11 protein-coding genes are annotated in these 12,853 nt (G+C 49.2%); all 11 read left to right on the top strand.

Annotated elements, in window-relative coordinates:
- The first annotated feature begins 18 nt into the window (after positions 1-18).
- The 11 genes from NSU18_RS13230 (at position 19) to NSU18_RS13180 (ending at position 12,842) form a co-directional block, all read left to right on the top strand.
- Positions 19-1,083 carry a hypothetical protein gene (locus NSU18_RS13230; protein ID WP_341019234.1) on the top strand — a complete coding sequence of 355 codons (1,065 nt, stop codon included), beginning with the start codon at positions 19-21 and terminating at the stop codon, positions 1,081-1,083.
- Entirely contained in the window at positions 1,080-2,654 is a 1,575-nt protein-coding gene (locus tag NSU18_RS13225; RefSeq protein ID WP_341149227.1) for an ATPase, T2SS/T4P/T4SS family, read from the top strand. The genes NSU18_RS13230 and NSU18_RS13225 overlap by 4 nt, the downstream gene beginning before the upstream one ends.
- 15 nt (positions 2,655-2,669) lie before the next feature.
- A complete protein-coding gene (locus tag NSU18_RS13220; protein WP_341149226.1) occupies positions 2,670-3,719 on the top strand; it encodes a hypothetical protein in 1,050 nt (349 codons plus the stop codon).
- A gap of 11 nt (positions 3,720-3,730) precedes the next feature.
- A complete protein-coding gene (locus NSU18_RS13215; protein WP_341149225.1) occupies positions 3,731-4,600 on the top strand; it encodes a hypothetical protein in 870 nt (289 codons plus the stop codon).
- 100 nt (positions 4,601-4,700) lie between these two features.
- Positions 4,701-4,910: a hypothetical protein gene (locus NSU18_RS13210; RefSeq protein WP_341019239.1), complete on the top strand. Its 210-nt coding sequence runs from the start codon at positions 4,701-4,703 to the stop codon at positions 4,908-4,910.
- Between the two features lie 5 nt (positions 4,911-4,915).
- Positions 4,916-5,059: a hypothetical protein gene (locus NSU18_RS13205; RefSeq protein ID WP_155991580.1), complete on the top strand. Its 144-nt coding sequence runs from the start codon at positions 4,916-4,918 to the stop codon at positions 5,057-5,059.
- Positions 5,060-5,074: 15 nt separating this feature from the next.
- Positions 5,075-5,455: a hypothetical protein gene (locus NSU18_RS13200; protein WP_341149224.1), complete on the top strand. Its 381-nt coding sequence runs from the start codon at positions 5,075-5,077 to the stop codon at positions 5,453-5,455.
- Positions 5,456-5,475: 20 nt separating this feature from the next.
- On the top strand, positions 5,476-5,973 hold the full coding sequence (locus NSU18_RS13195) for a hypothetical protein (protein ID WP_341019243.1): 498 nt from the start codon (positions 5,476-5,478) through the stop codon (positions 5,971-5,973).
- Between the two features lie 62 nt (positions 5,974-6,035).
- On the top strand, positions 6,036-6,668 hold the full coding sequence (locus NSU18_RS13190; protein ID WP_341149223.1) for a hypothetical protein: 633 nt from the start codon (positions 6,036-6,038) through the stop codon (positions 6,666-6,668).
- The gene (locus NSU18_RS13185) at positions 6,665-8,944 is read left to right on the top strand and encodes a hypothetical protein (protein WP_341149222.1); all 2,280 of its coding nucleotides are present in this window, start codon (positions 6,665-6,667) and stop codon (positions 8,942-8,944) included. Before NSU18_RS13190 ends, NSU18_RS13185 begins: the two co-directional genes overlap by 4 nt.
- 622 nt (positions 8,945-9,566) lie before the next feature.
- Positions 9,567-12,842, top strand: a complete 3,276-nt coding sequence (locus tag NSU18_RS13180) for a hypothetical protein (protein WP_341149221.1) — start codon at positions 9,567-9,569, stop codon at positions 12,840-12,842.
- Positions 12,843-12,853: the final 11 nt, after the last annotated feature.

Here is a 12,853-nt window from a genome sequence, read left to right as displayed (position 1 = left end):
AAGGAGGAGGAATGAGACTTGAGAATATTCAGTCTGGGCATAGATCAGCTAACGATCAACGAGATTAAGCTGGCAGGCTTCACCGTTATTGCCCAAAGTGTGCTGCCGGAGCCTGAGCATGCCATGGGGCATCTGTTAATGGTAACGAGTGAGCAGGTGCCTGTAACGGGACTAAGGGAGCTGAGAGGGAGGTACCCGGACTCTTCGATTTTGTACATCTATCTGCAAAAAGGGGTGCGGGGTTACCAGGCTATACATATGCAGTGTGAGAGTCTGGGCATATTTTTCATGCCTCCGCGCTCAACCTCAGCGGCAATCATCGATAAGCTGCGCTATATGCTCGAAGATGAGCATAAGGAAAGCGGCAATGTGGTAGGCTTCTTCGGCTCGGGGCCGGGGATTGGCTGCACGAGTATTGCCAAGCTGTTCGCCAGGAGGATAGCGGCTTCGGGGCTGCGGGTGATTATGCTGGGTCTCAACCTGTACGATCCGGGCTATGACCGGAAAACGGCGGTTAGTCTGGACAGGCTGCGGCCGCGGATTACCGGCAAAATGCTGCATGATGAGGATTTCAGCACGCTGGTGAAGCAGGAGGGTTATGCCTATCTGCCCGGGAACTTCGATTATCTAAGCGCCCAGGATTATCAGGAGGAGGAGATCGAATACCTGCTTGCGAGAGCAAGTGAAAGTGCTGAGGTGGTGATTGCTGATTACGGGTCGATTCCCGAGAGCGCTGCGTGGTATGTGGGGATGCAGAAGTCGGTGCTGCGCATGATCGTCACACACCCGCGGCATGAACACAGGCTGCAGCCCCTGATGGAGCTTGCCGGACATATGGATCTGCATCCGCAGGACTTCCAGTGGATTATCAACCGCAGCAATGTGGAGGAGCTAACGTCACCGAAGAACCTGGCTCTGCGTTTTGGCAGCGAGCTTCTGCTGGAGCTGCCGTATTATCCCTCTTTTCCAGAGAGCCTGCCGCTGGGCAAAAAAGAGCTTCAGCAAGTGGACGATAAGGTCCACGCATTGCTTGTATCACTGGGCCTCACACAGGAAACCCGTAAGAAGGGGATATTTCAATGATGAACAACAAGGATGACAGCTTGCCGTTGCAGCAGAAGCGTGTGCTGTCCGGATGGACTCCGCTTGACCCTGAACAGGGCAGGAGGAAAGAGCAGCGCGACGAGAGCTTACTGGCGGTGCCTGGACTCGCGGACGGAGGGCAGAGCAGACAGCTATTCTCACTGAAGCAGAGCGTACTGCGAACCAGCAAGCCCGGCAAAGAGGACTTCTACAGCTTCCTGCACACCATGAAAAGTGAAATGAACGCCGGGCTGGAGCGTGAGGATGACGGTTATTTCGAACTGAATGCGAAGGCGCTGATTGGTGATCCGCAGGCGGTCAGCTTTTTCATGAACGAGATTGAGAAATATCTGCGCCGGACCCCGTTTACCGGAAAAGTGCCGGAGGCTTACCGCACAGCCACTGAAGCGCTGTTTCATGAATGGAAGGGCTTCGGCCCCGCCTACCGCTGGTTCACAGACCGGGCCTATAGCGAATCCACCGGACTGCAGATGATCGGGCGGCAAATTTTTTATAACCATCAGGGGAGGTTTGTGGCATATCCCTATGAGATGCCTTCGCTCGACCGGGTGGAGCAGCTTAAGCGCTCTCTTCTCAAAAGTGATCCGGGCAAGAAGCTGAACAAGGATAATCCTTCCGTGGAATTCAAAATGGATGATCCCCTCTGGCCCGGCCGGTTCATCCGTCTGGCCATCTGGGTCTCGCCGCGGGTCTGGGAAGGCTTCACTACCATCTCACTGCGGCGGCAGGTCGTGGAATTTCTGGATCTGGATGATCAGGCCGGCACGGAATGTATTCCTGCGGAAGCGATTGAGCTGATTCGTGCGCTTACCGGGACGTTTCGCAACACGATTATCGCGGGGGCCGTAGGTTCGGGCAAAACCACTTTTGCCAACACGATTGTCGGCGAGCAGCTGCTCGGCTCCTCTTCATGCATGGGCGTCGTGATGATCGAGAAGCACCCGGAGTCGATTTTACCGTATCAGATCAAGGGCCACCGGATCATTCCTATTCAGGCGTCTAATGAAGAATTGATGGAAGTAGGTGTGGAGTCGCTGAGGCATGACCCGAATATTCTCTATATGACAGAAATGCGATATAACGAGTGGGAATTCTACCTGTGGAGCGGCGAAAAGGGCTATGACGGCATTACGGGCACCTTTCACACCGTAGATTCGGAGGATATTCCATATCAGGGAGCGTTCGCTGTATCTACACGGATTGGCGGGAGTCTGAAGGGGCATTTAATCTCAGCGCTGAAATCCTGTGAGCTGGTGTTTATTCTGGAGAGTGTCCCGGATGGCAAGAAGCGGCTCACACGGATCTCCGAGGTCTTTTATGAAGAGGCCAGTAATTCGGTCTTCGCGAACGATCTGATGCGCTGGGAACCGGAGCAGGCAGGCTGGACCTATAATGACAAGCTGACCCAAGCGCTGATCGCGAAGATGAAGAAGAAGAACGCCAGAGCGGCACGGATGCTGCTGCAGGAGCTTGGACATCTCGCTGCGCAGAAGCCGATGACTGACCCGCTGAAGGAGAGCCTGAAGTCCAAAATCGTTTTGAACGAATGAGAGGAGGGAGTGCCTGTGGAGCTGCTGTTCTATATCATCCAGTTTGTGCTTCACCTGTTCGTTGCAGGCGGACTGTGGCTGCTGGTCAAGCCGCTGATTGAGCGGCATCTATGGCAGTGGGGGCAAAAGCTGGATCTGCGGATGAACCTGAGGATGAGTCTGTTCGGCCAGAAGGTCAGTAGCACGAAGAGGAAAATGTGGCTGTACCGCCATCTGGATGATCTGCTGTATTTTGCCCATAAGCGATATGAGCCGGGCATCAGTGTGCTGCGCTTCGTCACCCGTTCGGGGCTGCTGTTCCTCGGGGTATTCCTGTCGAGTCTGCTGACTCTTAAAGAGCTGCCGGGGCAGATGAGCTTCAGCAATCCTTTTCTGGAAGGCATAGTGTTGAATGACGGCGCACCTGTGGCGAATGCCTGGCGGCTTCCCTTGTTCCTGGCGGTTCTCTCGGCCTGTATTCCTTATCTGCGGATGAGATATACCTATGCCCAGCGCAAGGTGCGGGGGAGCTACGATCTGCTCGATGTGATCAAAATCGCCACCAAATTCACGCATTTATCTGCGGATTCCATTTTGTCCAAGACCAGTGACTTGCTGCCGGTGGAGAATGTGCTGAAGACGCCCTTGAAGCTGCTGGGGGCAGCATTCGCCGGCTATAGCAATGAACGGGAGCTGAATGAGGAAGCCGGGCGTTTTGCCGGAGCGATTGGCACGACGTTTGCCGTAGAATTCGTATCCGATCTGCTCTATTGCGAGAAGGAGGGCACCCGTTATCTCAAAAGCTCACTCATGACGCTTAACCGCTCCATGGAGCTGCAACGGGAGACCATTCTTACGGTAAAGGCCAGCAGCAGGGATGCGATCAGCCTGGGGCTGTACGGTAATCTGATTGTACTGGTGTCTTCTGTGGGAACGTTCATGTACATGCTGAAGCCGGATGTGTATTTCAAATTGCAGTTCGAGACAACGATTGGACTTACATTTATGATGGTGATCCTTACGGGCCTATTCATCTCGTTCATGATCAGCACCATCCTCGCCAGACCCAGACTGGACTACCATTAAGGTGATGAATGATGGATAGATTACTACTTTTGATAGCTGTAACAGGTATTGTGTATCTTGCCTTATTGGTCTTTGTCAGCAGCAGCAGCCGTCAGCAGCGGTATGTGCTCCGTTTGGGCCAGCAGTGGAAGGCGTTCGGGGAACGTGTGCAAAATGAACGGCTGCAGCAATTGCTCCACCAGAGCGGACTCTCTATATCCGCAGCCAAAATCACATTATTCCGATATTCGGCGGCCTTCCTCTATATTCTGGTTCAGGCAACGGGAGATTTCGTGCGCTCAGAGAGAGTGTCCATATACGATCCACTGATTGCGCTGCTGATTCTCGTAATTACCAGTCCGCAGCGGGTGCTGCCGTTCGGCTGGGTGCTGAGCTGGCTGCATCAGAAGACGCTGATTCAAAAAGACGGGGAGCTGATCTCCTTCATCCGCCTCTATGAGAACAACAGACTGCGCAAGCGGGGGTATGTGGAATTTGGAGCCTTCTGCGCCGGGACGGCCAACCATTTCAGCTACATCCGCCAGGATCTGTATGAGCTTTCGGAGCGGGCGGTGGATGAGGGCACGGAGCGGGCCATTGAATGGTTTTGCAGCAAATTCCCCGAGAACCACATGTTTATCAATGATATCCGCTCGATTCTGCTGGCGACAGAGGGGATGGATGATGACCATGAAGCAGCGAAGTATCTGCAGGAGCAGGGTAAAATTATCACCAAAATCTCAAGTGACCAATATCTGAAGAAGTGGTCTTTTATCGGAGACATGTCCACAATCATCAATGTTATTCCGTCAATCGCTACCTTTCTGATGATTGTTTCGCTGGCGATGCAGTACATTATGCTGATCAAGGGGAATTTTAACGGTGTAGGGATGTTCCAATGAGCACTTCAGGCAGGTTGGCAGCAAGACAAAGCATGAAGTGAAATTTTTGTTATATTCAAGAAGCATTTTAAAATATACAATCAAAAGGGAGATATTAACAATGAAAAAAGATGCTATTTCTACTGGCTTGTTTATCGCTATCGGGTTCCTGTGTGTGGCTATCGTAATTGCTGTATTGATTCCTGTAGTACGGGACGTAATCGATAAGGCGGATGACAACAGACCTGAAATCCCGAAGGTTAGTATGGTTCAGCCCGCAGCTTCTGTGGAAGCGGCAGTAACGTACACAATTGCTGGCCCTTTGGTTTAACCGGGATGAAGAAGGACTCGATTTCCGTCGCGCTGTTTCTGGCTATTGGCTTTGTGATTGCCGGGATTTTTATCGCTGGGGCTACAAGCATCATAGGCGGCAGCCAGGATGATATTATCACCCATGTCAAAGCTGTCGAGAAGTATTAAAAGGAGGCGCTGCGCTTGAAGGCAACCGTCCTCCGGGCTTTGTTCATGTGGCTGGTGCTGTTCATTATTTTGCAGCCGATTTTTACGTACATCGATTATCTGCTCGATCTGCAGGTCAAAGCCAACACCTCGTATATTACGCAAAAGGCGGCGACAGAAGGGATGGTCACTGCCTCCATGAAGGCTGAGGTCATTTCGAACCTGAAGGCTGTAGGATTTCCCGAAGGCTCGATTAAGATCACCAGCGGAACAGAAGTGGTCCTTGAGCGCAAACAGCGGATTGATGTATATGTGACTGCGCCGCGGGTGAACCTGTTTCCCTACAATTTCTCCGGCGTATCCCAGCCGACACAGTATTATGGACATGGCTCGATCATGAGTGAATATCTCGATTAATTAAGGGATGAAGCTAACCTATGGATTATATTATTAAGCTGGCCTTTGTCCTGTTGATCTTTATTTATTCCTGGTTTTTTCAGATTCAGAATCAGGAATGGGACATCATGCGCAGCATGCTTAAGGATGCCAATAATATGGCCGTCCATGACGCATCACAGGAGTTGAACGAAGCAGCGAGGGCCCAAGGCCGTCTGGTCATTGATCCCGCTGAGGCTTATGCCGCCTTCCGCCATACCTTGCAGAGTAATCTGGGACTGGATGACGGTTTATCCCCCTTAGCGGGGAGCCGGCTTCAGGCTCAAGTGAAGATCGTCAAGTTCGACATCGTGGATGAATCCACAGGCGATACTTTTCCGCTGCTCTATGAGGACAGTGTTTACGGTATCACCAAATACATACAAGGTCCTTCGGTCATCGCCGTTATTCAAACGCAGCACCCGGTGCTGATCTCCAGAAGCAAGGTTCAAGAGGCCATCACGGTACCGGCAGTTCAGGAATATAGAATGAATCAATAAAGCATCCAGCTGATGCGTTTGATGAAGGTGCAAAACTATGAAAACTAAGGGAGAGATTAATTATGACAAAGTTGAAGATTAGCAAGACAATAGCGGGGAAAACCGCAGTAAAAGCTTTTCTGGCAGTGGCCTTGTTGGCCGGTCCGGCTGTTGGTTCAGCGGGGGATGTTAGTGCTTCGGGGGTGAAGGCTACGGCGGCTCCGGTGATGACAGACAATTTGGCTAAATTCGGACTGAAGAAGGCAATGGACCTACCAGTTACACTTGAGTCGGAAGGACTTAGTTATACACTTCATAAGATTATGATTTATGATTTTAAGTCTCCGGAGGTTAAGAAATTACAGAAGTTGTATGGGTTTCAAAACTCTACAGATATCATTGATAGCCCAAAATACTTTATATGGACAAAGGTAACTTTAGAAAATAAAACTGGTAAAACATTAATCGGTAGTGGATCTGATATTGAAAGAATTGTTCCGTTGAGGTTTAAAAGTGGTACAGTTACTGATCCGATTTGGCCAAGAAAATATGCTGCAAAAACAAATAGTGCAGAAGCATTGTGGAGTTATAATCTAAAGCCAGGTGAGAAGATTACCTCATATCTTGGCTACGTCTATGCTGATGATTTTAATTTTTTTGTTCTTCGTATGTTTTATGGAAAAAAAGTTGTTGAAAAGTTTGTGGTTCCAGAATGAAGAAGTTATTTTGTTCTTTGTTGGTCTTAACTATCCTTACAACTCCTTTAATTCAGATTAGACTTGTAGAAGCAGCAGAATCAAAAACTGCTACTATCTCCATCCCCATTAACACAGGTCTTATTGGAGAAGAATATACGGCTAAGCTGTATATTCTTGATTTACCAAGTGGGGTAACAGCTGCTTCTATTAATAGCAGCACTTTAAAATATACAGGTAGCAATACACTTGTTGGGGGAATTACTCTTGAGAATGGGAAAATAAATTTAAAATTAAATGGTGTATCAAATCCGAAAATAATAAATAATTTGACTGGATTTCGCGCTTCTTGGAAGGAATATTATATTGCAAATCCTAGTAACTCTATTTGGAGATATTCTGATGGAAGACGTTGGCAAATTAATGAGTACAATGAAGCAACTGATGGAATGAAGACTTATGATAAGCCTGCTGAAGATTATTCAAATCCATCCTCTCAACCTCCCAGAACGGTGGTTTCTGCTGCGCCGTTTCAGTCGATTGATTATGTGAAATGGTATAACGGATCACAATACAATGTTATAGATTTGAAATATATAATAGGTAATACGATTACACCGCACTTTGATTACGTAAATTCCTCAACTACGCTAAAGGAGACCAAATTTAAGAATAATAGGATTATTGTTAATTATGCTATTCCGTATTTTGTAAATTCAGCTGGTGAAACTGTGGAGCAAAAATATTCATACCAAGATGCAGATGCTTCTCACCCCCTCGTAGGTCATGCACAGGGAAGGAAATATGAAGTTCGAGCTGCCTACTACTACACCGCCGATGCCAAAGTCCCAACCTACAGCTACAGCGGCAGCGTATCCTTCAACTACACGCCCATCACCGAACCCACCCTAGACGGCGGAGTAAGCATCCTCAAGCCTTCGCCCAACCCGGCGAAGTTTGAGGGGAAGGACACGGAGGTATCCTTGAGAGTCAAGGGAGACCTTTTGGCTTACGATAATTCATCTAACATCGAGGAATGGATATTTTATGCGAAGGAGACTGGCTCTAATGATGTGAAGATTAAGAAGGATTACGGCAAGGTTCTGAACAGCACACAGACCTTTGATAACTTTGTCATCCCAAAGAGCCGGGGCAGCAATGTAAAGCAGGAGTACACCCTCACGGTGACCGTTCGCTTCACCAAGCCGATAGTGTCGTCAGGGGGGACCATATCCTCACTGTCCAAAACAATGAAGGCAACCGTAGAAGTCTCAGATTCTCCTATCCCTGCAACACCACCGCCAGCCAATAACAATAAGCCGCCTAAAGCTGTACTCGATGTACCTGAAGAGGTCATGGCAGGGGAAGAAACCTTGATCTATGGTAAAGATTCATATGATCCAGACGGAACGATTGTAGATTATAAGTACAATACCCCTGGAGCTGTGGAGCCGGTTAGTGGTCCCTTCGGCTGGACTTGGTATCCGCTAAGTGCTCTCGGCCAGCATTCCGTACGCCTAACCGTAACTGATAACGGAGGACTGACCGGTTCAACCAGCGCCAAAATTAATGTCATCCAACCCATCCCTAAAGCGGTCATTGATGTAAAGGGGACAAAAAAAGAAAACAGGAAAGTAACACTATTGAGTAAGAGCCGAAGCCCGGAGCATTACCCTATTGATGAGACCAAGACGCAGTGGACGATTTCACCTGTTTCCGGCGGCACTGCCGCAGATATTAAATACCTGGGAAATCTCTCAGGGATGAACTCCAAAGAAGTATTGTTTAAGAAACCTGGGACATACAAGGCCACCCTTACAGTAACTAACACTGCCGGATTTGGCGACTCCACAAGCATGATTTTTCAGATTGTTGCCGATGAACCGCCTGTTGTGTATATCTCGGTTCCCAATAAGATTTATAGAGATCCTAATCAAGGCAATATAGCCAGCGCTGCGCTTACGGATATGTCCTTCTCTCCGGATTATGATTTTCTGGATCGCCGTATTTGGGAGTACAGATACGATTCTAATAACGATGGAAATTTTGCGGATGAAGCTTGGGTGATATTCAGCAACGAGAACAAAACAGCCTTTAATTTGCAGTTGAGCAGTGTGGGGAGATATGAAGTGCGCCTTACAGTAACCGAGGAGTTCGATCAGCCAACCATTGAAGAGTTTATTACTCCAGCCGACCGGAAATCTAGAGACTCCTATAGCAGTTCGCCGCCGCAGCCGATAGCTGAACGAGTCATTGAAGTGTACAACCGTGCTCCGGCAGTCGATTGGTCATGGTAGAAGAGAGGATAACCGCATGAAAAGTCTGAGTCTGATAAAGCGAATTACGATATTAATTTTAATGGTCACTATGCTCCCCTGGTTTTCTTGGATGGGGATTAGTACTGAACAGGCAGCGGCTGCGGGAGAGATTATTGAATTTAATGATGTACATATTCCGGCAAGGCAGTTAATTGCCTCACGCCCTCCATCATTTGCAGGAGACAGGAACTGGTATGCATCTTCAATGCGGGTTGATATACCGGCTATTGATTTAACAGGTATGACATTCAATAAAATCACTGGGGTACTTCACATTAACATGAGCAATCTCCAAACTCCAACATTATGGAGTCTTACGCGTGAACAAATACCCTTTTACCCCAAAGAACAAGATCGGGAATCGAGATGGAAGCATGGTCTTACCACCGGATTCTCTACCAGCACGACAGTAGGCTATCCAGATGGTAGTAGGGGTTCCATAGCATCAGCAGGAGAAGGGTCTTTTCTTGATAGTGAAAATAACCCGCCCTATTTTGACTCGACCCGGTATACTACTCCGGGGTTATATGAAAAACGGATTTACTTTGATGATTATTATTATTCAATATATGATGAGTTACCTAGTTCATTTTCAGTCTACTTGACTCCAGGAAAGACGCCTAATTCTATTCAGTTTTTGCAATCGTTCTCTGAATTTTACTGGGTAGCAGACGTATCGAAAGATTCAGGCACATATCAATATTTCCACACTTATACTGTTAGCGATGAACGGGTCTTTCCGTTATCGACCAACAAGAAACCTAATCTCACCCTAACCTCTCAGCCGGGACAGAATATTATCAACGACACTGGCCTGAGTACATATAATCTTGAAGGATACGTGCAAGACCCGGATAACGACACGGTGGATGTCATTGCCGAGATCCCGAACGTGTTCTACAAGAAAATCACCATAGCAAATACAGGATCTGCGAAAAATTTCACCATTCCTATCGATGTGTTGAATGAGGGAATCCCGCCTGGATGGTACAACGTCAATGTGAAGGTAGTGGATCCGTTCAATCTGAAGGCGGAAGCCTCCACTTCCTTTAGTGTGACCAACCGGCTGAGGAACAAAGCCTTCTTCCTTATTAACAGCCCGATTGATATCAGCACAACGTATACCGACTATGAGAATGACGGCAAATATGCAGAGCGGTACCGCTATGATCAGGACCCGGCTATTTTTGATAACTCCATGGGGATGATCTGGGACAGCGGGTTGTGGCGGGATAGCAAGTATCCGTCATTTCCCTTCAGCGGCGCTTACACGGCTACCTTTCAAGCGAAGGATAATCCGAAGGGCGATGACCGGTTTGACAATTACCGTATGTGGAGCCGGGATAACTTATCCAGTATGACGTTCATGATCCATCGGAAGCCGGTTGCCTTATTCTCAGCGAAGCTGATCGGCGGTACGCTGCATCTCACAGACAGCTCTTATGATCTGGACCATATGTCGAGTCCTGCTAAGGGGCTGGTGACCTGGCAGTGGCAATGGCGCAAGGCGGGGGATGAGGTCTGGACTGAAGGACAGCCACCGGCGCAGCTTCCATCTGCGGCTGCATATGAGATCCGGCTGCGTGTGCGGGACATCGACGGGCCTAGCGGCTTCGGGGTCTGGAGTGATTGGATGCAGCAGAGTGTGGGCAGTGCGGCCAACCTGCCCCCGGTTGCTCTATTCACAGTGAATCCGACTAATGTCTCTTACCGTAAGGCAACCACTGTTATTGATAAGTCCTTTGACCCGGATAATGATCCGCTCGAAGTGTATTCCTGGACGGTTATAAAAGACGGCTGGCAGCAGGTGTGGAGTCATTCGGGCGGTGCAGCTGTACCCCCGAATATCGCGGCCTTCGGCGTGGGATCTTACCAGCTGAATCTGCAGGTTCGCGATAACCGCGGACTCTGGTCGAATGTGTACAGCCAGACCGTGCAGGTCATCAATCATCCGCCAGCGGCCAGCTTTACGATGCCTAATGAGGTCTATAGGGATACGGTCATCAGCTTGAATAACCTGACCCCCGATCCGGATGAAGACGGAGATAACCTGCAATATGGCTGGTATACCAAGCTTAATAATGATCCCTATTACTGGCGGGGGAGCAACCGCAATCAGGTATTCAGGGTGCAGGACGTACTCAATGATTATGGGATTTCTGCGCAAAAAGCCATCTCTGACGGCTGGGAAATGCGGCTCAATGTGACAGATGGAAGCCTTTATTCCTATGCCACCCAGATGTTCAGCGTCAAAAACCATATCCCGATAGCGGCAATCAACGGTCCGGCAGCGGTCAATCAGTACGATAATCGTATCTTCACTTCCTCCGATGCGGATGAAGATATAGCGGATCAGGGCAGCTTGAAGTATTACTGGCGGGTAACGGGAAGCGATCATAAGATCACACTTTTCCAGACTCCGAGTATCTCACTTAACTTTGATGAACTGGGAACCTACACGCTGGAGCATTGGGCCGTGGACCAGATTGGAGACAAGTCGAATATAGCCACACTTAAGGTGGCGGTTAAAGAAAACCTGGCTCCTAACCTGACCCTTACGTATCCTGCCGGGACGGTGAACAACCCTACGATTATCGATGCCGAAAAAGAAGGAGATCCGCTGATCAAGTGGACCTACTCCGACCCGGAGAATGATCCGCAGGAGAGCTACCGGCTGGAGTTCTTTACAAAGGACAAGCTGTTAGCCAAAACGGTAGAGAACGCCGACAGTTCAGGCTCAGTACGCCAGTATCAGTTACCGGATCAATCGCTGGACCGATTCCTGCTCTACACAGTTCAAGGGCGCGCATTCTCCAAACGGAAGTGGTCTGAAATCTCCAACGAAAAAGTCTTTATCATCGACAATCCGCCTAAGCCGGGATTCACCCTCATTACGGATACCGGAAAAGATGCGGCGAAGGTACCGATCTACCGGACTGATGTTCTGAACATCCAAAGTACGGCAACGGATGCAGATATTCCGAAGGGGGACACCATAAGCCATCAGTATTTCATGAAACCGGCAGGTGGGGCGGAGGCACTCTTCAATACACAAAGCAACTTTACCAAGCAGTTCACTTCTAACGGAACCTTCGCCCTGCGGCAGGTTGTCACAGATTCCCTGGGGCTGTACCGGGAACTTATTCACAATATTACGGTAGTAAACCGGCTCCCTGTGGTGAACATCACTTACCCGGCGAGTACTGTGTACACCAGTCCAACCATTGTGAGCACCCTTACGCCAGTTATCAAATGGGATTACCAAGACGAAGACGGCGATCAGCAGCAACGCTTCAAGGTTCGGATCATCGATCTGACGAGTGGCCAGATTATCGGCTCAGGCGAACAGTATTCCAGCAATAAGCAGTGGCAGGTGCCGGCTGGCAGGCTCATAGAGAACGTAAGGTATGGCGTGGAAGTAGAAGCCTATGACGGCTTTGAATGGAGTAAGGTCTCTCCTAAGAAATTCATGATGGTTAACCTGCTTAGCATCAAGGGGGCTGTTCAGCATACAGAGGAGTGGAACGGCAACCGGCAGGCATACAATATGAAGCACAGCGGCTCGCCTGAAAGTCCGCGGGGGTATAATGTCTATTGGGCTGGCGAGAAATTCGTGCTGCAGGGGACAGCTACCGGACTGCCGGATACCGTGCAAGTCACAATGACTGGAGGATACACGGCTGCGCTGAGTCCGGCCGGGAGCGATAAGACCATGTGGACAGGTGAGCTGGCCGATCCCTCGTTCGAGCAGCTGCCGGATGGTCCGGTTACTTTTACCTTCACTGCTACCAATGAGTATCAGACCAAGGTGGATACAGTGGCAGTAACGATTCTCGGAGATTGGACAGAATATTATCAGAGCCATCGTGTAAAATAGCGCGGGGAACC

It is taken from the genome of Paenibacillus sp. FSL H8-0048 (assembly GCF_038002825.1).
Lineage (GTDB): Bacteria > Bacillota > Bacilli > Paenibacillales > Paenibacillaceae > Paenibacillus_AQ.
The sequence above is the reverse complement of the archived record's forward strand: the minus strand, read 5'-3'. Positions and strand labels throughout refer to the sequence as shown.